Here is a 22,352-nt window from a genome sequence, read left to right as displayed (position 1 = left end):
GCCTGCCCGTCGCGACGTGCGCGGCGACCTCAGGCGCCGTAGGTTTTCCTGAGGTATTCCTTGATGTCCCGGGTCTGGAACATCTGTTTCCTGGTGTTCGGATCCACGATGAAAGGCACCATCATCTTGCCAGCCCGGGCAATCAGTTTTTTGCGGTTCTCGGTGGCGGGCATGTAGTTCTTCATCTTGTTATGGCGAATGATCGGAGGGAAAAATTCGGCATAGGCGCCCGGGCTCTTGCCCACGTTGCGCACGATGTAGGTCGTTTCCAGCTCGCAAAGAACTTCCCTCACCAGCCGTACATAGGGGCTGCCTTCGAAGGAATATAATTCCAGCGGCCTTGTGGCGGCCTTGCTGGGAGCCGCGAACATCCCGCTCCTGCCGCGAGTGGCCGTCGCCAGCGTGGATGACCACAGCTTGCGTTCGGGCACTTCGATGCCTTCGATTCCATACTCCTTGTAGAGATACTTGACGATGGCTTCGGACTCGTAGAGTTTGGTGCCGGTGTTGGGGTCGTGCAGAAACGGGATCTTGGCCTTGCCGCCGGCCTTGATGAGGCGCTGCTGGTAACGCTTGCCATTCTTGGGCACCGGAAAGATGCGCGCATCGAGGTCCAGCTCGGTCAGCGCTTCGCGAACGTGGCGGCAGAACGGGCAATATTCGGCCTCGTAGAGCTCGAGCAATTTCGCCGGCTCCTTGCGATGACCGCTGACAACCACGCCGCGATCCGCCCGCAGCAGGCTGGTACCAAACGATGCAAGCGCGGCGACAACGGTTTTCGGATCGTGCCTGGTTTTTTCGACTTTCATTTTCATCTCCTTTGCAGATGATCGGATGATTTTGGGGCATGCGCAGCAATGCTCATGCGCATGCCCTGCTCAGAATGTGAATGGCCACGGCAGCGTCCTCGATACCCTGCAGACCGCCACCGTTTTGCTGAATGGCGTGGCGCGCTCGCGGAACCTGGCGCGCTCCGGCTTCGCCGCGCAATTGGGTGGTCAGTTCGTACAACTGACCAATCCCCGTCGCACCGAGCGGGTTGCCTTTTGATTCGGAACCGCCCGAGGGGTTGACCGGAAGGCGCCCGCCGAGGGAAAACTCGCCGCGCTCCGCGGCCACGCCACCTTCCCCAAGATAGGCAAAACCGAGATTCTCGACCTGTATGATCTCGCCCATCGACGAGGCTTCATGCACCTCGGCCACATCCATGTCCCGCGGACCGAGACCCGCTTGCTCGTATGCCTGATTCGCCGCAAGCCGACCCACGTCCAATTCAGGTTGATCGATCCGGCGATGCCCGAAGCTGCGCATCACGCTCGCGGCAATGCGGATACAGCGCTTGCGATCGGCGCCGATGCGCTCGAGCCCATCCTCGGTACACAGGATCGCAGCGGCGGCGCCGTCGGCCAGCGACGCGCACATCGGACGCGTCAGCGGGTAACTGACCGGGGGCGCGGCGAGGATTTCCTCGACGGTGTAGCTCTTTCGAAGCTGCGAGCAGGGGTTGTGCACTGAGTGAGCGTGGTTCTTTGCGGCGACGGCCGCGATCTGTCGTTGCGTGGTTCCGCGTGTCTTCATGTACAGGCGGCAGAGACCGGCATAGAGGGCCATGAATTGGCCTTGAACGCCGGTCGGCTCCGGGTCTGGCGCCATCGCGGCAAGCTCGCCCATGCGCAGCAGCGCCTGGCAGTGTTCCTCGGTGCGCGAAACATCCCAACCCGACTCGAACAACGACAGCGCCATTGCCTTGTCCAGCACATTCATTTTCTCGGCCCCCAGGGCCAGTGCGACATCGGTACTGCCCGCGCGCAGGCTCTGGATCGCCAGATGAACGGCCGTGCTACCCGAGGCGCAGGCGTTCTCGACATTGAAAATCGGGATCGAATCGATGCCAATCCGGCTGAATACCACCTGCCCAGGGATCGAACGCTGTCCTTGCAGGCAACCCTGCGTCATGCCGGAATATATCGCGACCCCGATGTCGGAAGCCGCGCAGCAAGCGTCCCGCAGAGCGCCTTCGAGCGCCTCGCGTGCCAGGTCGTGTACCGGGCGCTCGAGATGGCGGCCAAATGCCGTCATGGAGATGCCCGCTATATAGACGGGGATCGTGGTCATCTGGCTTCCCGCGTGGACTCAAGTTCACGTTCGAAGAATAACGCCGCGGCCCGCGGCTTGACCCCCCCGCGACAGGGGGTCGGTTCGCGGTATTCGCGCTTCAGGGTGAAACTGACAGTAGGCCCGACCCGCCCGATCAGGAGGGAGCGACGGCGCGAGGTCCGGACGGATTCGTGATCCTACTCGAGGCTGGAGTTTTCGGTCTGGAAGCGCTTCGCATCGGCGGCATAGTGACGACGGGCAAGCAGAAAACTAAGGCACGCCAGCAGGCTCGCTGCCGGCATGACGGTCATCGCCTGCTGCAGGCTGCTGCTGTCGGCAATGAGCCCGGTGATGAACGGTCCCGGTGCCATTCCCAGCAGGCTGATCGCCAGCGCAACGGTTGCCATGACCGTGGCACGGATACGCGGATCATTGACCTCGGTGGCGATCGCGGTCGAGGGTCCGCTGTGAGCACCCGAGAGAAACATGCCGAGCGTGATCAACACCATCTGCACAGCACCGGGTGCCAGCGAGAACGCGATGATAAACAACAGCGTGGTGCCACCGGCATAGCCGGCGGTGATGCCCAGCTTGCGACCGGGCGCAGCACGCGAAAGCCAGTCAACGATCCCGCCCCCGAGACTCATGCCGACCGCGGAGACCAGCACCAGCATGCCGGCCTTGAGGCCCGCTTCGCCGGGGTCCATGCCGTAGTAGCGATTGAGGAAGCTCGGTATCCACGCCAGCGTCGCGCCGACCGTGAACATTTGCAGTCCGCAACCGAGGTACAGGTATATTGCGGTGCGAGCGGAAAACAGCGCGCGTACCACCTCGCCCAGTGCCATCCGCGAAGGTGCGGGTTCAGCATTCGCGGCGCCTGATTGCCTTGCCTCTCGCACCACCAGCCGGAACAGCACCGCGAGCAGCAAACCTATGGCGCCGATCACGAAGAAAGCGCTGCGCCAGCCATAACTGCTCGCAACCAGGCCGCCAAGCGCGACACCCAGCACCGATCCAAACAAACCCGCGGCAAGAAAGGCGCCCATCACGGTGGAATGCAGACGGGGCGGAAATACGCCCAGCAGGATCGCACCACCGGCACTGCCAAAACCTGCCTGAGCAACCCCGAGCAGTATTCTCGCCAACAGCAACAGCATGAAACTGGCTGCCATGCCACCGACGATGGTGGCGGCGCTCCACACCAGGGCCATCAGGGTTGCCCCGATCACCCGCCCGTGACGATCCACCAGCAGCGAGATCGGCACGGTCAGCACGCCGACCGTCAGTGCCACGATGCTGACCAGCGAACCGAGCTGGGTATCCGACAGTCCCCACAGCGCCTTCAGGAACGGAAATACCGCAGTGACGACCTGCCGCGACATGTAGTTCGAGAGCATCAACCCGAAGACCAGGGCAAACACCAGCCACACGTACGCCCGACTCAAACCTGGACTCGAAACCGGCGCTTGCTCGCGCGTATTGTGTTGTCCGCTCAAGGGTTGTGCTTCCGGTGTTGGGTGGTGGTTGCGCTTCGCGCCCGCAGAATCGTCGATCAGGCTTGCATCTGCATCAGTTCGCGAACAGCTCTTTCCCGGTCCAGTGTTGGGGTGACGTTTTTGACCAGGCCGCCACGCGGTGCAGACGGCGCGCCTGGTTACCCAGATCCGCGGTGACGCCATAGTGCGTGGTTCCAAAATTGTCCCATATGGCCACATCACCCTTGCCCCACTGATAACGCACCTGGAACTCGGGGATTTTCGGCAATTCGTTGGCGATTTTCAGAATCAGCTCGCTCATTTCCGCCGTGTATCCGTGCACTCTTTTGGGATAAGCATTGCCGACAAGAAGACCAAGTCGGCCGGTGAACGGATGGTTGACGACGGCCGGATGGGTATTCGATTCGCCGAGCTTCAGCATTTTTTCCGCGGCGGTGCTGGCGTCACCGAAATCGTGGCGCAATACCAAGTAGGCAGCGTCATGGTCGATATCGAGATTCAGGAACAGCAGTTTCAGCGCATAAGGCAGGCTGTCGTAGGCGGCCGTGGCGCTCGACCACATGGTATCGCCACCAAACGGTACTTCTACGGCCTGCAGAATGGACATGATGTTCGGGTGCTTGCGCGCGGTCACGTCGTGGTGCCAGATATCCGTGGTGGTCTTGGCCTTGTCCGACGCGTACTTCTCGATCAGCAGCACCTCCGGGTGCCCCTGGTCCGCAAGCGTCGGGGCGAAGGAATGTTTCTCCAGCTCTTCACCGAAGTACAAGGCCACCTTCTTCTGCTGGTCCGGCGTCAGGTTCTGCCTGCGCGCAAACAGCACGCCGTAATGCCACAACGCCTGACGCAGCTCTTCTGCCGACTCGTCGTTCAGTTCGGACAGGTGCAGGCCCTCGATCATCCCGCCGATCCGCGGCGTCACCGCGGTTACCGCGAAATGCCTGAATACCGGCGCGTCAGCCCGAGCCGTGGTCGATGGTGTGTTCATCGAATACTCCTGGTGTTGATCCTGCGTGGCCGATTTGCCGGGTGATTCGCGGCCCGCGTAGCCGGCTTTGCGTCGTGCGCGGAAAAGACGCACGAGATGGTCACATCGTGACCCCGGCTCTTGTTGAAATTTTGACGATGCTAGCGCAAGCGGCCTTCATAAACAACGTATTCACGCTGTATGTGCCGAACCCTTGGCGTTGTGCCTGGTCGGCGGGAATTCACGACAGCCTGCCGCTCGACGTGATGCGCGCTAGAATGCCCATGTCGCAACTGATGCAACGTCGTCCCATGCCGAACCAGACCCTCGATGTAGAGAACAGCTTCCTGCGCCGTGCGCGCTACCCGAAGGGCCGCAGGACCCTGCAGGCGATCATGAATGCAACTTACGAGATCGTGATCTCGGAAGGGATTGGTGCCGCATCGCAGGAGGCGATAGCGAAACGCGCCAAGGTCACGCAAAGCGCGGTACGGCATTATTTTCCTACCAAGGAGGAACTGCTTTTCGCATTTTTCTCGACCGGCATCGAGCGCCTGCAGCATTTGCTCAACATCAGGATGGCGGCCACCTCGTCGGATCCACGCACGCTGCTGATCGACAGCGTCGCGCTGCATTACCAGCAGATACTCGATGTGGAAGACGTCTATTATTTCGAGGCTGCGGCCTACGGGGCGCGCAGCCCGCAATTTCGCGCCCTGCGCGACCGCTGGTACCAAAGCGTGAACCTTTACTACACCGGCCTGATCGGAGCCATTCACCCGGACTGGGACGCGAATCGCTGCACCGCCACCGCCTTCCAGGTTCTCACCCTGATCCTCGGCGGATGGATCACGCTGGGCAATTCACGCGGGGTCCACAAACGGCGATCGCGCACAACCCTGAAGGCGATGTTGCTGGACGGGGTCGAGCGGTTGATTGCCTAGCAAGCGATGAGGCGCTTTCTTCAGAAAGCGCACATCCCCTATTATTTTCTTTAAAATCAATATGTTATTATTTTTTTAGGAACAAGCACTCCTCCGTGGAGCGCTTGTTTGTGCTTTGAGGCGCCCGGCAAATGACTCAAATATCCAGATTCGAAACCGCCAAAGCGTTTTTCTCGATGAACTCGCGCCGCGGTTCCACGTGATCACCCATCAGGGTGGTGAACATCTGGTCCGCGGTAAAGGCATCTTCGATCGTGACGCGCAGCAGCCGCCGTGACTCGGGGTCCATGGTGGTTTCCCAGAGCTGCGAGGGGTTCATCTCGCCGAGACCCTTGTAGCGCTGTATCGAGTAGCCCTTGCGCGCCTCTCCCATCAGCCATTCCAGCGCATCGCCAAAGGTCTCGACCGCCTGCTCGCGTTCGCCGCGACGCACGAAGCCGTCAGCCTCGATCAGGCCAGCCAGGGTTTGGCCCAGACCAGTAATTTCGCGGTATTCGCCCGACATCAAGAAATCGCGGGAAAACACATAATGCGTTCCGACGCCATGGCTGATCACTTCCACGGCCGGCAGCGATTGATGACGTTCCTCGTCCTCGTGGGAATAGAAATGAAAGCGATCATCGCCCGAGCGATGATCCCCGCTGAAACGCTCGCCCATCGCCAGCAGCCACTCGTCCAGTCGCGCGCGATCGCCGAGATACTCCAGGTCGAGATGCGGCATATGCATCATTTCTTCGAGCACGCGGTACGGGTAAATGCGTGACATGCGCTCGATGATGCGAATCACCCGGCGGAAGTTGCTCACCAGCGACTCGAGCGCCTCTGCGCTGATGCCAGGCGCTTCACGATTTACGTGCAGCGCGGCGTTTTCCAGCGCGGACTGGGTCAGGTTCTGGTTCAGCGCATCGTCGTCCTTGAGATACTGCTGCTGCTTGCCCTTGCTGATCTTGTAGAGCGGCGGCTGGGCGATGTAGATATAGCCGCGCTCGATCAACTCGCGCATCTGGCGGAAGAAAAAGGTCAGCAGCAGGGTGCGGATGTGCGAGCCATCCACATCGGCGTCTGTCATGATGATGATGCGGTGATAACGCATCTTGTCGGCGTTGAATTCGTCACTACCGATGCCGCAACCCATCGCGGTAACCAGCGTGCCGATTTCCTGTGAACCGAGCATCTTGTCGAAGCGCGCTTTCTCGACGTTCAGGATCTTGCCTTTCAGCGGCAGGATGGCCTGGGTACGCCGGTCACGGCCCTGCTTTGCCGAGCCGCCAGCCGAATCACCCTCGACCAGGAACAATTCGGACTGGGCCGGGTCCTTTTCCTGGCAATCGGCCAGTTTGCCGGGCAAGCCGGCAATATCGAGCGCACCCTTGCGGCGGGTCAGTTCGCGCGCCTTGCGCGCCGCCTCGCGGGCGCGGGCCGCGTCAATCATCTTGCCCACCACCGCCTTGGCCTCGGCCGGGTTTTCCAGCAGATAGGCGCCAAATTCCTCGTTCATGGCCTGTTCGACCGCGTTCTTCACCTCCGAGGAGACCAGCTTCTCCTTGGTCTGCGAGGAAAACTTCGGGTCCGGCACCTTGACTGAAATGACTGCGGTCAACCCTTCGCGGGCGTCATCGCCGGTGGTCGAGATCTTGGCCTTGGCGGCAATCCCTTCCTTTTCGATATAGGTGTTGAGGTTGCGGGTCAACGAGGCACGAAAGCCGGCCAGATGGGTTCCACCGTCGCGCTGCGGGATATTGTTGGTGTAACAGAATACGTTTTCCTGGTAAGAATCATTCCACTGCATCGAGATTTCCACCCCGATGCCGTTTTGTTCGCTGCGAAAATGCAGCGGGCGATTGATGGGGTTCTTGTTCAGGTTCAGAAACTCGACGAATGCGAGCACCCCGCCGTCGTATTTGTAGCGCACCTCCTCGCCCGAGCGCTCGTCTTTCATGAGGATCTCGAGGCCGGAGTTCAGGAAAGCGAGCTCACGCAGGCGCTTGGCCAGAATATCAAAGTGAAATTCGATGTTGTGGAAGGTCTCGGCACTGGGATGGAAACGGATCTGGGTGCCGCGCGACGTGGTATCGCCAACCACCGTCAGCGGCGAATCCGCCACACCGTGGCGGTATATCTGCTCATAAACCTTGCCGCCACGGCGAATACGCAGCACAAGTTCCTTCGACAAGGCGTTCACAACCGAGGCCCCGACACCGTGCAGACCGCCTGAAACCTTGTAACCGCCCGTTTCCTCACCGAACTTACCGCCGGCATGCAGGGTTGTCATGATCAACTCGGCTGCGGATACACCCTCTTCGTGCATATCCGTGGGAATTCCACGGCCGTTATCGGCCACGGTTACCGATTCATCGGGGTGCAGAATGACCTGGATCTGGTTGCAATGGCCGGCCAGCGCCTCGTCGATCGAGTTATCGACCAGCTCGAACACCATATGATGCAGGCCGGTGCCATCGTCGGTATCGCCTATGTACATTCCCGGACGCTTGCGCACCGCGTCGAGCCCTTTCAGCACCTTGATGCTTTCGGCACCGTAATTTGCTTCGATTGCGTTCTCCGACGCCCCCATCTGCTCCATTTCTTCCATTTTCAGTCCTTTATCCTTGATTCAATCTGGCGTGGCGAAACGGCCCTGTTCCACGTGAAACACTTTGGTGACCCCACCCGGCAGTCCTTCCCAGCAACCGTCGAGGTCCGTGGCATCGACACAGCTCACAAAAACCTGGCATTCCAGCGCTCCGAGCAACTGGCACAACACCCGTCGATGACGACGATCGAGCTCGGAAGGCAGATCATCGACCAGAAACACGCAATCCTGACCATTGGCGGCCGCAAACACGCGTCCCTGGGCCAGCTTCATCGCGCAAACCACCAGCTTCTGCTGGCCTCGCGACAGTACCTCGTCCGCACTCAGGCCGCGCACTCGTACCCGCAGATCGGCCCTGTGCGGTCCGGCTTGGGTAAAACCACGATCGCGATCGCGCTCGAATTGGTCGTCGAGCACCTGAAACAACTCGCGGCCCTTGTCCCAGCCCCTTAAATAGCCGAGTTCGAGACCTTCGATATCGGTCAACTCTCCCAGTGTGCGACGAAACACCGGCAGGAAGGCTTCGAAATAACGATGCCGCAACAGGTCGAGCTGCGTCGCGGCCGCTGCCAATCGGAGGCTCCATGCCTGCAGCTGATCGGCGGGAATTCTAGCATGCCGCAGCAGGCTGTTGCGCTGGCGCAGGCACCGGTGCACATCTATCCACAACTGGTGGAAACCCTGTTCCACGTGGAACACGCCCCAATCCAGAAACTGCCGACGAACCCGCGGTCCGCCCTCGAGCAGATCAAACGTCGATGAGTTGATCAGCTGTATCGGCAGTTTGCGCGCGAGGTCTGCCGAACTGCGTACTGCTTGCCCCTGAATCCGCCCCTCAAATCCGCCGTCGCGGTGTCGCGACAAGCCCATCGCCACCGGAGCGCCACCGCCTTTTGCTTCGATTGAAGCGAAAACCGTGCATTGGCTTGCGCCGTGATTTATGACGGGCTCCAGCCGTGTCGCCCTGAACGAACGTCCCGAACCAAGCAGAAACACGGCTTCCAACACGCTGGTCTTGCCGCTGCCATTGGGGCCGCAGATCAGGTTGATCCGCGCAGGGTCGAGTTCGGCATCAAGAATATTCCTGAGCTGACTGATCCGCAGGCGACGTATGGACATCCGGCGTGTCGCAGACCTCAGAGGCGCATCGGCATCACGACATAAACAGCGCCTTCGCTGCCGGGTTCGTCGATGAGCACGCTGCTGTTCCCATCGGAAAGCAACACTCGCACCTCGTTGCCGCCGAGCACCCCGAGAACATCGATCAGGTAGCCTACGTTGAAGCCAATCTCGACACGCTCACCACCGTACTCAACCCCAACGGTCTCCTCGGCTTCTTCCTGCTCGGGATTGTTGGCCAGGACCTGCAGGTTATCCCCGCTCAATACCAGGCGAACACCGCGGAATTTCTCGTTCGAGAGGATCGAGGCGCGCATCAGCGCAGCGCGAATATCGTCGCGCGCGCCCAGCATGGTTTTGTTGGTACCGCGCGGCAACACCCGCTCGTAGTCCGGAAACTTGCCATCCACGAGCTTCGAGGTAAACGTGAAATCGCTGGTGGAGGCCCGGAACAGGCTGTTGCCCAGCACCAATTTCACCTCTGCATCGGGGTCCTGCAGCAGGCGCTGCAATTCGACCACGCCCTTGCGCGGCAGGATCACCTGCAGCTCGGAGCGCACCCCGGGCAACTCGCCATCCAACGTAGCCATCGCGAGCCGGTGACCGTCGGTTGCTACCGCGCGCAAGCGCTTCGGTGTCACCTCGAACAGCATGCCGTTGAGGTAGTAACGCACATCCTGCTGTGCCATCGAAAAGGCCGTGCGATCGATCAGGCGCCGTAACTGTCCCTGGTTGACGCTGAATTCGAGCACCCCGGCAGCCGGCTCGATGTTCGGGAAATCGCTGGCCGGAAGCGTCGACAGCGTGAACCGGCTGCGGCCGCAGCGTAGCAGGAGGCGCTGCTCATCGAGCGAAAAATCGAGCCGGCTGGCTTCCGGCAGTGACTTGCAGATATCGGCGAGCTTGCGCGCCGGCACCGTGACTTCGCCGCTTTCGGCCGCCTCGGGGAGCGTGATGCGCCCGACCAGTTCGACCTCGAGATCGGTGCCGGTCAAGGACAACGCATCACCATCGAGACTCACCAGCACGTTGGACAGCACCGGCAGGGTCTGGCGCCGTTCGACCACGCCTGCCACCAGGTTGAGCGGCTTGAGCAACGCGTCTCGCGAAATCGAAAATTTCATCCGTCAATTCTCCGCCTTGATATTCATCGGTACCGACTTCATGTCTGCCGATCAGGTAGACAGCGAGCGATACAAATTCTTGTGGTCTTCGCGAATATCCGAGTCGTATTCGCGTAACTCCTTGATTTTCCTGCAAGCGTGCAAGACCGTCGTGTGGTCCCTGCCACCAAAGCCCTCACCGATCTCCGGCAGACTGTGATTGGTCAATTCCTTCGCCAGTGCCATTGCCAGCTGTCGCGGCCGCGCAACCGAGCGGCTGCGCCGTTTGGACAGCAGGTCTGACAACTTGATCTTGTAATACTCGGCCACGGTGCGCTGGATATTGTCGAGGCTCACCTGCTTGTCCTGCAATGCCAAGAGATCGCGCAGCGATTCCTTGATCAGATCGATATCGATACGCCGGTGCATGAACTGCGAGCTGGCGATCACGCGCTTCAGCGCCCCCTCGAGTTCGCGCACATTGGACTTGATGCGCTGTGCGACGAAGAACGCCGCCTCTCGCGGCAGATCGATATTGGCCTGCTCGGCCTTTTTCATCAGGATCGCAACCCGGGTTTCGAGCTCGGGCGGCTCGACGGCCACGGTAAGTCCCCAACCAAATCGTGATTTCAGACGCTCTTCGAGACCATCGATCTCCTTGGGATAGCGATCACAGGTCAGGATCATCTGCTGCCCGCCTTCGAGCAGTGCGTTGAACGTGTGGAAGAATTCCTCCTGCGAGCGCTCCTTGCCGGCAAAGAACTGGATGTCATCGATCAGCAGCGCATCGACGCCGCGGTAATAACGCTTGAAGTCATTGATCGCATTCAGCTGCAGGGCCTTGACCATATCGGCGACAAAACGCTCGGAGTGCAGATATACCACCCGCGCGTTTGGCTTGCTGTCGAGCAAGGCATTGCCAACCGCATGCATCAGGTGCGTTTTGCCCAGACCCACCCCACCATAGATGAACAGCGGGTTGTAGGAACCACCGGGATTCTGTGCCACCTGCTGCGCGGCGGCTCGCGCGAGCTGGTTGCTCTTGCCTTCCACGAAACTCTGGAAGGTGTGGTTTTCCATCAGAAAATTATTGTGTTTTGGACCGTTTTCGGTATCGGTCCTGCGCCCAACCGGTACCATCGGTCGCGAGTGCCGTGGTTCCCTGGGTGTTGTTTCCACGGCAAGAGGGGCGCGCTGCAAGGTGTCGCTGCGCGGTGTCTCGAGTTGCACTTCCGCGATGCGTCCGCCCGAGACCTCGGCCACCAACTGCCTGATCCGATCGAAATACTTGTCACGCACCCACTCCTTTACGAAGCGATTGGGAGCGGTCAATTGCAAAGCGCCGGCGGATTCCTCGGCACGCAGCGGGCGGATCCAAGTATTGAACTGTTGCGGTGGCATTTCGTCACGCAAAAAGCTGCTGCAGCGCTGCCAGGTTACATCCATTTCGTTCTATATCCCGAATTCGCCGCGAAAGGGGCCACCGCCGACCCCTGAATTTATAGATTCTGGTGCTTTGAAAATATTCTCTGCCCCGGCAAGCAAGGAGCGGGCGCATTCTAGCCTTTTTCCACAAATGTTATCCACATGCACTAAAAAACTTTTTATGATTATAGTGTTTTATTCTTTATAATCAATGTGTTATAAATTCGTCTCACATGCAAAACCAGGCTGTATAAAAAACGTCCATCTATGAAGCTCTGTGGATAACTTGTGATTATCTGTTTGAAAAGATGTTGGTTCAGGGTAGAAAAGCGGGTATCGAAACGTAGCACTACACCTCATTTCCAGACCTGTATACACCGGGATTCAACAACATGTGCTTTGGCCAAGCACATGATCGACGAGTAGTTTTTCGAGTTATCCACAGATGTGTCAACGCTCATCAAGACACGGTTTAGCACCCCTGCAAATATTCCTGTGACGACGCAGGCTGCGCGGGGAGTCGTCATATTCCCGCTGCTTTGATCCGCGCCGTGTTTGCTCCTGCGCGCAGTTTTCTCTAGAATCCCGCGTCTTTTTCGGCACTTCCGGGTTCAACCCCGGCTCACAGGCGATACCACCATGAAAAGAACTTTCCAGCCCAGCAATCTGAAGCGCAAGCGCACCCACGGATTCCGCGCCCGCATGGCGACCCGTAATGGTCGCCTGGTATTGAAGCGCCGCCGCGCCAAGGGCCGCAAGCGTCTTTCCGCCTGAGCTGGACGCGAGCCGCGTATGTATGGCGGAGGCCACATTTTCGCGGCGCGTGCGCTTGCTCGATGCACAGCAATACAAGGCCGTATTCGACGACGCACCGTTTCGCGTATCTACCCGGGAACTCCTGTTCCTGTCGCGGCCGAACAGCCTGCCGGTGCCGCGGCTTGGATTGGTAATCAGCAAGAAGAGTTGTCGGCTCGCCGTGCAGCGCAACCGCGTGAAACGTCTGGTGCGGGAATCATTCCGGCAGCATCAGGGCAGTCTGACGGGCCTGGATATCATCGTTCTCAGTCGGCGCGGCATTGCCGAGCTGGATAATCACACGCTGACGCAGCTCATCACGCAATCATGGACTCGGCTCCTCAAACGCTCGCAAACCGCGGCACCAGGCAACTCCGACGCCAGCTCGGCGTCCTGATGATCGGCATGATCGATGCCTATCGATTTTTTCTGAGCCCGCTGATCGGCCCGCACTGCCGCTTCTATCCGAGCTGCTCCGCCTATGCACGCCACGCCATCAGCGCGCACGGCCCGTTCAAGGGAGCCTGGTTCGCAGTTCGCCGATTGCTGCGTTGCCACCCTTGGTGCGCCGGTGGGCATGATCCGGTTCCCGGCCTGGCAACAACCTGTGCGCACCGCGCGCCCCCACCAACGGACACCGCCACCTGATGGATATCCAACGTAACTTGTTGATCGCCGCGCTCGTCCTGGTATCGGTCATGTTGCTCACCGAATGGGTAAAGTTTCGTGACGCCCACCCCACGGTCGCAGTGGCAACAAGCAGGCAGGCTCCAGCAACACCTGTGACCAATTCTGCCCAATCTTTCGAACTTCCGGCCCCGCAAAGCGCATCCGGTGCCGACCTGCCGCAGGTTGGCGTCGGCCAATCGAGCACTGCCGCGGCGGTCTCGGCACCGACGCAGGATCGAATTCGCGTCAGTACCGATACCCTGATCGTCGAAATTTCCCTGGTAGGTGGTGATATCACGTCGGTGGAATTGCCGCGCCATCTGGCAGAACTCGGCAATTCGTCTATCCCCTTCCAGCTTCTCGAGCAGGGCGCCGAACGCAGTTACATCGCGCAAAGCGGCCTGATCGGCCCCAATGGCACCGATACCTCCGCCGGCAGGCCCCGCTTCCGGAGCAAAGTCAGCGACGCCGCCATGCTGCCTGATCAGAATGAGCTGCTCGTGGATCTGAGCTATGAAACGCCCGATGCCGTGACGATCACCAAACGTTTTCACTTCACCCGCGGCGAATACCTGGTTGGAGTCGAGTACCTGATCGCAAACCATGGCAGCCAGAACTGGCAGGCGGCGCTGTTTGGCCAGCTGGTGCGTGACAACAATCCGGATCCTGGTGCCAACGGCGGCTCGCTTGGCATCAAGCCATTCATCGGCTTTGCGACCCACACCACGGAAGAGCCGTATCACAAGTTCACGTTCAAGAAAATCGAGGAAACCCCATACCAGGGCAAGACCATGGGTGGGTGGATTGCGCTGGTACAGCATTACTTCATCAGTGCCTGGATACCAGATGCCGGGCAGGAAAACAGCTACGAGATGCTGAAGTCCAGCACCTCGCAGAATATCGGGCGTTTCACGACCCCCACGCTGAGCGTAGCTCCGAATACCAGTGGCAGCTTTGGGGCCGGGTTCTACGCGGGTCCAAAGGATCAGTACCGGCTGCGTGATATCTCTCCTGGTCTCGACCTGACAGTCGACTATGGCTGGTTATGGTGGATTGCCCAGCCATTGTTCGCCCTGCTTTACTTCTTCGCCACCGGCCAGCTGCACATCGCTGGCTGGGAGATGAGTCTCGGCACCGGCATAGGCAACTGGGGTGTCGCGATCATCCTGCTGACGGTACTGGTCAAGCTGGCTTTCTTCCACCTGTCCGCGACCAGCTACAAGTCGATGGCCAAGATGCGCAAGCTCCAGCCGAAAATGCTCGAGCTCAAGGAGCGCTTTGGAGAAGACCGGCAGAAACTCTCGCAGGAGACCATGGACCTGTACCGCAAGGAGAAGGTCAATCCGCTCGGCGGCTGCCTGCCGATCCTGATCCAGATGCCGGTGTTCCTGTCACTCTACTGGGTGCTGCTCGAGAGTGTCGAATTGCGCCACGCCCCGTTCATGGCCTGGATCCACGATCTGTCGGTGATGGACCCGTATTACGTGTTGCCGCTGCTGATGGGCGCTTCGATGTTCTTCCAGCAGAAGCTAAATCCGGCGCCACCCGATCCGATCCAGGCCAAGGTGTTTCAGTTCATGCCGATCATCTTTACGGTGTTTTTCCTGTTCTTCCCGGCTGGCCTGGTTCTTTACTGGCTGGTCAACAATGTTCTTTCCATAACCCAGCAATGGATCATCACACGCCAGATAGAAAGGGTGTCTTGAGCTGTGTGAGCACGCACTTACATCACGACACGATCGCGGCGATCGCTACCCCACCGGGTCGCGGCGGCATTGGAGTAATCAGGATATCCGGATCGCAGGCCCCGGCAGTTCTTGAAGCCATTTGCGGGCGCCTCCCGCCACCGCGCCAGGCAACGCTGCTGGATTTCCACGACTGTGTCACTCAAGAACCCATACCGGTTCTCGATCGCGGCATAGCCTTGTATTTCCCCGCGCCCAACAGCTTCACCGGTGAGGATGTCTGCGAACTTCAGGCGCACGGTGGTCCGATCGTTCTCGATATGCTGCTCCAGGCAATCATCCGTCTGGGTGCACGCCAGGCACGACCCGGTGAATTCAGCGAACGTGCCTACCTCAACAACAAGCTCGACCTGACCCAGGCCGAGGCGATCGCGGATCTGATAGACAGCTCCACCCGCCAGGCAGCCCGCAATGCGATGCGATCCTTGCAAGGTGCCTTTTCCCGCCGCATCGACGATCTGCTGGAGGAATTGATCGGTTTTCGCGTGTACGTCGAGGCAAGCATCGATTTTCCGGAAGAGGAAGTCGACTTCCTCGCCGAGCCGCAACTGACCGATCGCCTGGACGGCCTGCTCGAAAAAGTCGAGCACGTTCGCAGCAGCGCTCGCAATGGTGTCTTGCTGCGCGATGGCATGACGTTGGTGCTCGCTGGAAAGCCCAATGCCGGAAAATCGAGCCTGATGAACCAGCTGGCAGGACGCAATACTGCTATCGTCACGGCGATTCCCGGCACCACCCGTGATCTGCTGCGTGAACAGATCACGCTCGATGGACTACCCCTTCATATCATCGATACCGCCGGATTGCGCAGCACCACTGATGAAATCGAGCGCGAGGGGGTACGCCGCGCCATCGAGGAGATCCGCCGTGCCGATCGCCTGCTGCTGGTCGTCGATGCCAGTGGCACGGATAGCCCGCAACAGGTCCTGGAAGAGTATTTCGGTGCCTTCATCGATGAACTGCCGCCCATCACCGTATTGATGAACAAATGCGATCTCACGGCAACCGAACCAGCGATCGAACTCGACGGCAGCTACCCGCTAATCGCGCTGTCCGCGCGCAGCGGTGCCGGACTTGAACTGCTGCGCGATCACCTGAAGCAAAGCGTCGGATATCAATACGCGGACAGCGGCGATTTCTCCGCGCGTCGCCGTCATCTCGACGCCCTCGAACGTACCCTTTGTGCCTTACAGTCCGCGAAACAGCAATGCAATGCCGGTGAACTGCTGGCCGAACACCTGCGCATGGCGCAACAAGCACTCGGCGAAATCACCGGGGAGTTCACCCCGGACGATTTGCTTGACCAGATATTCTCGAGTTTCTGCATCGGCAAGTGAAATAACGTGTGCAAGCTGTGCACAACGGGTGCGCTCCAGTGTACGCATTGCGCCGCTCGTGCCCGCCTCCATATCCATCCCCAGGCAGACCGCAGGCACCGCACGGCTTGCGAGCACCGAACCCATGTACTTTCAGACACCGTAACTGTTTGTATTCGTTCTGTTAAATGAGCTTTTCCACAACATGGTACGTGCTCTATAACTACTGCTTAAGAATTCCTTTCTATATACAGATATATAAATATTCATCTGGAACAGATTTTGTACAGCCATCCAATGCGGCGATATACTTCGCGCCCTTTTCCGGAGGGTTCTCCGTGGAATACCCGAAACACTATGGTGTGATCGTCGTGGGTGGTGGTCATGCCGGCACCGAAGCTGCTCTTGCCAGCGCCCGCATGGGTGTTGCCACGTTGTTGCTGACCCAGAGCATTGAGCAACTCGGGCAGATGTCATGCAACCCGGCGATTGGCGGCATCGGCAAGAGTCATCTGGTCAAGGAAATCGATGCGCTGGGCGGGGCGATGGCCCGCGCAACCGATCGCGCCGGCATCCAGTTCCGGGTGTTGAATTCCCGCAAGGGTCCGGCGGTACGCGCGACCCGTGCCCAGGCAGACCGGGTGCTCTATCGTCACGCCATCCGTGCTCTCGTTGAAAGCCAACCCAAGCTCGATGTTTTCCAGCAACCGGTAATCGACCTGATTGTCGAAGGCGAGCAGGTACGCGGAGTGCTGACCCAGATGGGACTCCGCTTTCGCAGCGAAACCGTGGTGCTGGCAACCGGTACGTTTCTGGGTGGCAAGATCCATATAGGGCTCGAAAACTACGGTGGCGGGCGGGCGGGTGACCCGGCCGCAAATGCACTCGCCAGCCGGCTGCGCGAATTACCTTTCGCTGTTGCGCGTCTCAAGACAGGCACCCCGCCGCGTATCGACGCCCGCTCGGTGAACTTCGAGGGTCTGCAGGAACAGCCCGGCGACACCCCGGTTCCGGTCATGAGCTTTATCGGCGATGCAGCCGAGCACCCACGCCAGGTTTCGTGTCATATCACGTACACCAACGAGCGCACGCACGAGATCATCCGCGCGGCGCTCGATCGTTCGCCGATGTATACCGGCGTGATCGAAGGTGTCGGACCGCGCTATTGTCCGTCGGTGGAAGACAAGGTGATGCGCTTCGCGGACAAGAACGCGCATCAGGTATTTATCGAACCCGAAGGTCTCGACTGCAACGAACTCTATCCCAACGGAATTTCAACCAGCCTGCCTTTTGACGCGCAGCTACAACTCGTGCGGTCGATGCAGGGTTTCGAGAACGCCCATATCACGCGCCCGGGTTACGCAATCGAATACGACTTTTTCGATCCGCGCGGCCTGCAACACTCGCTGGAAACCCGGTTCGTTTCCGGGCTGTTTTTTGCTGGCCAGATCAATGGCACCACCGGCTACGAAGAGGCCGCGGCACAGGGTCTGCTCGCCGGGGTCAATGCTGCACGACGCGTGCAGCAGCGGGACGCCTGGTATCCGCAGCGCCACGAAGCCTATCTCGGCGTGCTGGTCGATGATCTGGTAACTCTGGGCACCAGCGAACCTTATCGGATGTTCACCAGTCGCGCGGAACACCGCTTGCTGTTGCGCGAGGATAATGCCGACCTGCGTCTGAGCCCGATTGGCAGGGAGCTCGGCCTGGTCGATGATCGACGCTGGTCCCATTTCTGCGCCAAGCGTGACGGCATTGCAGTCGAGAACGAACGTCTGCACAACACCTGGGTGCGCCCTGGCACGACCGAGGCCAATGCCTTTTCCGCTCTTGGCGACGGCCGCTGACCCGCGAATACCGGTTGCTCGAATTGCTGAAGCGCCCGGAGATCAACCACCGTCATATTTGCGAAATCTGTGCGTTTCACGACGTTTTGCCGGAAGTCGCGGAGCAAGTCGAGATCCAGGCGAAGTACGCCGGTTATATCGAGCGTCAGCAACAGGAGGTCGAGCGCCTGCGACATTTCGAGAACACACCGCTCGGCGCCGAATTCGATTATCGGCAAGTGGATGGCTTGTCCAACGAAGTGCGGCACAAGCTGCTGAGCGCCCGGCCGGTGACACTAGCCCATGCGCAGCGCATTCCGGGCGTGACGCCAGCGGCAATCTCGCTGCTGCTGATTCACCTGAAAAAGCGCGGATGGCTCGAGCGCCGCTCTGCCTGAGGCACCATGAGGAATTTTGATGTTCGCTCGATCGAGCAAAGCCTGGCGGCCGGCCTGACAGGACTCGGCATCGAAAGCGATCCTGTACTCTGTACCCGATTATGCGAGTATCTGCGATTGCTCGCACAATGGAACAGGGCGTACAACCTGACCGCGATCGAAGACCCTGTCGACATGGTGGCCTGTCACCTGCTCGACAGCCTGAGCATCGCTCCCTATTTGCACGGACAACGCATCCTTGATGTCGGCACTGGCGCCGGACTGCCAGGGATACCCCTGGCAGTCCGTTTTCCCGAGCGGGAGTTTCATCTGCTCGACAGCAATGGCAAGAAGATGCGCTTCCTGTTTCAGGTCAAACATACGCTCGCCCTGAACAACGTCGTTCTTCACCAGACACGGGCAGAGGACTTTCGCGAACCGCAGGGGTTCGATTGTATCGTGAGCCGTGCACTCGCCAGCCTGCGGCAGATCGTTGCTTCGAGCGCGCACCTGCTTGCACCCGGAGGATGTTTTATGGCAATGAAAGGACGCGTCGATGACAGCGAACTCGCGGGGCTTCCAAGCCCCTATAATGTCGCGGCGTTCATCCGCCTGGAGGTACCGGGCATCGATTCTCTGCGCCAGTTGCTGCGCATAGAGCGTGATCCAAGCTTCGCTGACAACATGGCACCCGTGTGACAATCATCGCGATAACCAATCAAAAAGGTGGCGTGGGCAAAACCACAACCTGTGTGAATCTCGCCGCCTCGCTCGCTGCCAACAAGCAGCGGGTACTGATGGTCGATCTCGATCCACAGGGCAACGCCACGATGGGTTCCGGCGTGGACAAGCACGTGATCGAGAGCAGCAGCTACGATGTGCTGATCCACAACGCGCGTATCGAGGACGTGCGCCAGCGCTCGCAGAGTGGCAGCTTCGACGTGGTACCGGCGAATGCCGACCTGACGGCGGCGGAAATCGAGCTGGTTACCGCTACCACCAAGGAAAACCGGCTGCGCTACGCGCTCGCCCGGGTCAAGCATGAATACGATTATGTGTTGATCGACTGCCCGCCCTCGCTCAACATGCTGACCATCAACGCACTGGTTGCTTCCGACAGCGTGCTGGTACCGGTGCAATGCGAATACTATGCGCTCGAGGGGCTCTCTTCGCTGCTCAACACGATCGCGCGGGTCCAGAAAGCACTGAACCCGGCCCTCAGGATCGAGGGCCTGTTGCGCACCATGTACGATGCGCGCAATACGCTGACCAATGAAGTGTCGATGCAGCTGATAGGACATTTCGGTTCCCGGGTCTACTCGACGCTGATCCCGCGCAATGTCCGTTTGGCCGAAGCACCCAGCCATGGCCAGCCCGCACTTGTGTACGATCCGACGTCGCGGGGCGCAATCGCCTATCTCGCCGCCGCATCCGAAATGCTGCGCCGTCATGGCAAACAGGCGAGCGTGCTGACACCCGATGTCGATACATCCTCGGCTACCGATTAATCACCGACACTCATTGCGGGGAATGCATATGACGGTAAAGAAGCGTGGCCTGGGGCGAGGGCTTGACGCGTTGATCGGTGCAACCGGCGTGGGACGCAGCGCCGAGGGTGAAGCAGGAGCAGCGCAGACGGATCTGCGTCAGCTGCCGATCGACCTGGTGCGGCGTGGGCGCTACCAGCCGCGGCGCGACTTCAACGAGGAGGCGCTGCAGGAGCTCGCCAATTCGATTCGTTCCCAAGGCCTCATCCAGCCGATCGTGGTGCGCCCGGTCGGAATCGATCAATACGAAATCGTCGCCGGTGAGCGTCGCTGGCGCGCCGCACAACTGGCTGGCATGAGCGAAATTCCTGCCCTGGTGCGCGACGTGCCCGATGAATCCGCGATCGCGATGGCGCTGATCGAGAATATCCAACGGGAGGATTTGAACGCGATCGAGGAGGCTGTCGCGCTGGCGCGCCTGCAGCAGGAGTTTGGCTTGACCCATGAGCAGATTGCCGAGGCGGTCGGGAAGTCGCGCACCACGGTGACGAATATCATGCGCTTGCTTGGCCTGCAGCCGGAAGTGCGCGGACATCTGGAAGCCCGCCGCCTGGAAATGGGACATGGCCGCGCCTTGCTCGCCCTGTCCCAGCACCAACAGATCGAAGCGGCCCGGGATATTGTTGAAAAAGGGCTTTCGGTGCGGGCTACGGAGGCGCTGGTACGGCGCCTGCTGAACCCGCCCGCGCCGGCGTTAAAACCGGCCGCGCAGAGCGCGGATATTCGTCGCCTCGAGCGCGAGTTGTCGGAAACGATCGGGGCAAAACTGGCGATCGAACACCGCAAGGGCGGCAAGGGTCGGCTGGTAATCGATTATTCGAGTCTTGAACAACTTGACGGAATACTTGGCTATTTTCGCGTTTCCTGAGCGTGTTTTCGCAGTTGAAGGGAGCGCTTCAACTGCCTATAATGCCGGCCCGGCCCGCAGTCGTGAGCTCTGATCCAAGTGCCACCTAGCCCTGGAACGAAGCGAACCGCGACCGGAAGTTCATTGCCGCGACCGCCGCTGAAGCGCGTGTTGCTGGCCGAGTCCGGACTACTAGCTTTGGCCGTCCTCGGGGCGGGAATCATGGATCCGGTGACGGGAAAATCCCTGCTGATCGGCGGGCTGATCTTCCTGATACCGCAGTCCTGGTTTGCCTGGCGAGTGTTCAGATTCAGTGGTGCTGGCGCCGCACGGGAGGTTGTGCAGGGCTTTTATCGCGGTGAGGCAGGCAAATTCCTGCTGACCACCGCAGGCTTCGCCAGCGCGTTTTTGATTGCCGGGCCGCTGCAGGCGGCGGCCCTGTTTGGTGCCTATATCGTTCTGCACGTCGTGCATTGGCTGCTGCTTTCCCGCTTTGCGGGCATCTGAGCGGCCATTGACGAACGAGAGGAGTTTTATGTCGGCTGAAGCCCAGACGTCGAGTGAGTACATACTCCACCACTTGACCAATATGACCTACGGCAAGTTGCCGGCGGGTTCCTATTGCGACGGCAGCCAGGTACTGAGCCATGATGCATGGGCCTTTGCGCACTGCAACGAGCAGATCGACGCGATGGGATTCCTTGCAATCCATCTCGACAGCATGGGCTGGGCAATCATCATAGGCCTGCTGTTCACGTTCCTGTTCAGCCGCGTGGCGCGCACAGCGGCGGGCAACGCCGGCGCGCCCAGCGGACTGCAGAATTTTGTCGAGATGGTGATCGAATTCGTCGATGGTACCGTCAATGATATTTTCCACCACAAGAACCGCATGGTCGCGCCGATGGCGCTGACGATATTCGTGTGGATCTTCATGATGAACCTCATGGACCTGCTGCCGGTCGACTGGCTGCCACATGCTGCCGGGTATCTGACGGGCAATACACACCTGTTCCTGAAGGCGGTGCCGACCACCGACCCCAATGTCACGCTCGGCATGTCGTTCACGGTATTTGGCCTGATGTTGTATTTTTCGGTGCGTGAGAAGGGCATCGTCGGTTTCGTGAAAGAGCTGACCCTGCACCCGTTTCATGCACCGAAATGGTACTTCAACGTCGTCCTGGTGCCGATCAACCTGTTGCTCGAAACCGTGTCGTTGATCGCCAAACCGATTTCGCTCGGCCTGCGTCTGTTCGGCAACATGTACGCCGGGGAGATGATCTTCATCCTGATTGCCATCATGTTTGGCGCGGGCTGGCTGCTGGGGCCGTTGGCAGGTGTGCTGCAGTGGGCGTGGGCCGTGTTCCACATTCTGATCATCACGCTGCAGGCCTTCGTGTTCATGGTCCTGACCATCGTCTACATGTCGATGGCACATGACGTCGCGGAAGAACATTAATTTCTTTATCAATACTCACTCACTCGCTGGGAG

General features: G+C 59.6%; 19 protein-coding genes and 1 pseudogene. 12 read left to right on the top strand and 8 right to left on the bottom strand.

Annotated elements, in window-relative coordinates:
* Positions 1–29: 29 nt before the first annotated feature.
* The 4 genes from IPF49_09980 to IPF49_09965 form a co-directional block, all read right to left on the bottom strand.
* A complete protein-coding gene (locus tag IPF49_09980) occupies positions 30–809 on the bottom strand; it encodes a glutathione S-transferase N-terminal domain-containing protein (protein MBK6287940.1) in 780 nt (259 codons plus the stop codon).
* 52 nt (positions 810–861) lie between these two features.
* Positions 862–2,115: a thiolase family protein gene (locus IPF49_09975; protein MBK6287939.1), complete on the bottom strand. Its 1,254-nt coding sequence runs from the start codon at positions 2,113–2,115 to the stop codon at positions 862–864.
* 179 nt (positions 2,116–2,294) lie between these two features.
* Positions 2,295–3,494, bottom strand: coding sequence for an MFS transporter (locus IPF49_09970; protein ID MBK6287938.1), 1,200 nt, complete (start codon positions 3,492–3,494; stop codon positions 2,295–2,297).
* Positions 3,495–3,666: 172 nt separating this feature from the next.
* Positions 3,667–4,581 (bottom strand): TauD/TfdA family dioxygenase, encoded by a 915-nt coding sequence (locus IPF49_09965; protein MBK6287937.1) that lies wholly within the window; start codon positions 4,579–4,581, stop codon positions 3,667–3,669.
* 137 nt (positions 4,582–4,718) lie between these two features.
* Between IPF49_09965 and IPF49_09960 the strand changes: the two genes are divergently transcribed.
* Positions 4,719–5,504 (top strand): TetR/AcrR family transcriptional regulator, encoded by a 786-nt coding sequence (locus IPF49_09960; GenBank protein ID MBK6287936.1) that lies wholly within the window; start codon positions 4,719–4,721, stop codon positions 5,502–5,504.
* Between the two features lie 136 nt (positions 5,505–5,640).
* Here IPF49_09960 and gyrB read toward each other — a convergent pair whose 3' ends face one another.
* The 4 genes from gyrB to dnaA are packed head-to-tail and all read right to left on the bottom strand — an operon-like array spanning position 5,641 to position 11,762.
* Positions 5,641–8,076, bottom strand: coding sequence for a DNA topoisomerase (ATP-hydrolyzing) subunit B (gene gyrB / locus IPF49_09955; GenBank protein MBK6287935.1), 2,436 nt, complete (start codon positions 8,074–8,076; stop codon positions 5,641–5,643).
* Between the two features lie 39 nt (positions 8,077–8,115).
* Positions 8,116–9,213, bottom strand: a complete 1,098-nt coding sequence (recF, locus tag IPF49_09950; protein ID MBK6287934.1) for a DNA replication/repair protein RecF — start codon at positions 9,211–9,213, stop codon at positions 8,116–8,118.
* A 17-nt stretch (positions 9,214–9,230) separates the two neighbouring features.
* Positions 9,231–10,337, bottom strand: a complete 1,107-nt coding sequence (dnaN, locus tag IPF49_09945; GenBank protein MBK6287933.1) for a DNA polymerase III subunit beta — start codon at positions 10,335–10,337, stop codon at positions 9,231–9,233.
* A 51-nt stretch (positions 10,338–10,388) separates the two neighbouring features.
* Positions 10,389–11,762: a chromosomal replication initiator protein DnaA gene (gene dnaA, locus IPF49_09940; GenBank protein MBK6287932.1), complete on the bottom strand. Its 1,374-nt coding sequence runs from the start codon at positions 11,760–11,762 to the stop codon at positions 10,389–10,391.
* 618 nt (positions 11,763–12,380) lie between these two features.
* Between dnaA and rpmH the strand changes: the two genes are divergently transcribed.
* The 11 genes and pseudogenes from rpmH to atpB all read left to right on the top strand — a co-directional run bounded on the left by rpmH (position 12,381) and on the right by atpB (position 22,319).
* On the top strand, positions 12,381–12,515 hold the full coding sequence (gene rpmH, locus IPF49_09935) for a 50S ribosomal protein L34 (GenBank protein MBK6287931.1): 135 nt from the start codon (positions 12,381–12,383) through the stop codon (positions 12,513–12,515).
* A 22-nt stretch (positions 12,516–12,537) separates the two neighbouring features.
* Complete coding sequence (gene rnpA, locus IPF49_09930; GenBank protein MBK6287930.1) at positions 12,538–12,933, top strand: ribonuclease P protein component; 396 nt, start codon at positions 12,538–12,540, stop codon at positions 12,931–12,933.
* Positions 12,864–13,184, top strand: a complete 321-nt coding sequence (yidD, locus tag IPF49_09925) for a membrane protein insertion efficiency factor YidD (protein ID MBK6287929.1) — start codon at positions 12,864–12,866, stop codon at positions 13,182–13,184. The genes rnpA and yidD overlap by 70 nt, the downstream gene beginning before the upstream one ends.
* The gene (yidC, locus tag IPF49_09920; GenBank protein ID MBK6287928.1) at positions 13,184–14,911 is read left to right on the top strand and encodes a membrane protein insertase YidC; all 1,728 of its coding nucleotides are present in this window, start codon (positions 13,184–13,186) and stop codon (positions 14,909–14,911) included. The genes yidD and yidC overlap by 1 nt, the downstream gene beginning before the upstream one ends.
* On the top strand, positions 14,875–16,287 hold the full coding sequence (mnmE, locus tag IPF49_09915) for a tRNA uridine-5-carboxymethylaminomethyl(34) synthesis GTPase MnmE (protein MBK6287927.1): 1,413 nt from the start codon (positions 14,875–14,877) through the stop codon (positions 16,285–16,287). The genes yidC and mnmE overlap by 37 nt, the downstream gene beginning before the upstream one ends.
* 317 nt (positions 16,288–16,604) lie before the next feature.
* A pseudogene (gene mnmG, locus IPF49_09910) lies at positions 16,605–18,490 on the top strand (tRNA uridine-5-carboxymethylaminomethyl(34) synthesis enzyme MnmG).
* A 6-nt stretch (positions 18,491–18,496) separates the two neighbouring features.
* Positions 18,497–19,168: a 16S rRNA (guanine(527)-N(7))-methyltransferase RsmG gene (rsmG, locus tag IPF49_09905; GenBank protein ID MBK6287926.1), complete on the top strand. Its 672-nt coding sequence runs from the start codon at positions 18,497–18,499 to the stop codon at positions 19,166–19,168.
* A complete protein-coding gene (locus tag IPF49_09900; GenBank protein MBK6287925.1) occupies positions 19,165–19,977 on the top strand; it encodes a ParA family protein in 813 nt (270 codons plus the stop codon). The genes rsmG and IPF49_09900 overlap by 4 nt, the downstream gene beginning before the upstream one ends.
* Positions 19,978–20,005: 28 nt before the next feature.
* On the top strand, positions 20,006–20,884 hold the full coding sequence (locus IPF49_09895; GenBank protein ID MBK6287924.1) for a ParB/RepB/Spo0J family partition protein: 879 nt from the start codon (positions 20,006–20,008) through the stop codon (positions 20,882–20,884).
* A gap of 147 nt (positions 20,885–21,031) precedes the next feature.
* Positions 21,032–21,370, top strand: coding sequence for an ATP synthase subunit I (locus tag IPF49_09890; GenBank protein MBK6287923.1), 339 nt, complete (start codon positions 21,032–21,034; stop codon positions 21,368–21,370).
* 28 nt (positions 21,371–21,398) lie between these two features.
* A complete protein-coding gene (atpB, locus tag IPF49_09885; protein MBK6287922.1) occupies positions 21,399–22,319 on the top strand; it encodes a F0F1 ATP synthase subunit A in 921 nt (306 codons plus the stop codon).
* The last annotated feature ends 33 nt before the right edge of the window (positions 22,320–22,352 follow it).

This window comes from Gammaproteobacteria bacterium (genome assembly GCA_016705365.1).
GTDB lineage: Bacteria > Pseudomonadota > Gammaproteobacteria > Pseudomonadales > UBA5518 > UBA5518.
Note: the sequence above shows the minus strand (reverse complement) of the source record. Positions and strands in the feature narration are given on the sequence as shown.

Bases quoted from the DNA above. Each gene is read 5' to 3' on its own strand.
- IPF49_09980 (MBK6287940.1), bottom strand. From the start codon at position 809: ATGAAAGTCGAAAAAACCAGGCACGATCCGAAAACCGTTGTCGCCGCG.
- IPF49_09975 (MBK6287939.1), bottom strand. From the start codon at position 2,115: ATGACCACGATCCCCGTCTATATAGCGGGCATCTCCATGACGGCATTT.
- IPF49_09970 (MBK6287938.1), bottom strand. From the start codon at position 3,494: ATGCTCTCGAACTACATGTCGCGGCAGGTCGTCACTGCGGTATTTCCG.
- IPF49_09965 (MBK6287937.1), bottom strand. From the start codon at position 4,581: ATGAACACACCATCGACCACGGCTCGGGCTGACGCGCCGGTATTCAGG.
- IPF49_09960 (MBK6287936.1), top strand. From the start codon at position 4,719: ATGCTAGCGCAAGCGGCCTTCATAAACAACGTATTCACGCTGTATGTG.
- gyrB (MBK6287935.1), bottom strand. From the start codon at position 8,076: ATGGGGGCGTCGGAGAACGCAATCGAAGCAAATTACGGTGCCGAAAGC.
- recF (MBK6287934.1), bottom strand. From the start codon at position 9,213: ATGTCCATACGTCGCCTGCGGATCAGTCAGCTCAGGAATATTCTTGAT.
- dnaN (MBK6287933.1), bottom strand. From the start codon at position 10,337: ATGAAATTTTCGATTTCGCGAGACGCGTTGCTCAAGCCGCTCAACCTG.
- dnaA (MBK6287932.1), bottom strand. From the start codon at position 11,762: ATGGATGTAACCTGGCAGCGCTGCAGCAGCTTTTTGCGTGACGAAATG.
- rpmH (MBK6287931.1), top strand. From the start codon at position 12,381: ATGAAAAGAACTTTCCAGCCCAGCAATCTGAAGCGCAAGCGCACCCAC.
- rnpA (MBK6287930.1), top strand. From the start codon at position 12,538: ATGGCGGAGGCCACATTTTCGCGGCGCGTGCGCTTGCTCGATGCACAG.
- yidD (MBK6287929.1), top strand. From the start codon at position 12,864: ATGGACTCGGCTCCTCAAACGCTCGCAAACCGCGGCACCAGGCAACTC.
- yidC (MBK6287928.1), top strand. From the start codon at position 13,184: ATGGATATCCAACGTAACTTGTTGATCGCCGCGCTCGTCCTGGTATCG.
- mnmE (MBK6287927.1), top strand. From the start codon at position 14,875: ATGGATCATCACACGCCAGATAGAAAGGGTGTCTTGAGCTGTGTGAGC.
- rsmG (MBK6287926.1), top strand. From the start codon at position 18,497: ATGAGGAATTTTGATGTTCGCTCGATCGAGCAAAGCCTGGCGGCCGGC.
- IPF49_09895 (MBK6287924.1), top strand. From the start codon at position 20,006: ATGACGGTAAAGAAGCGTGGCCTGGGGCGAGGGCTTGACGCGTTGATC.
- atpB (MBK6287922.1), top strand. From the start codon at position 21,399: ATGTCGGCTGAAGCCCAGACGTCGAGTGAGTACATACTCCACCACTTG.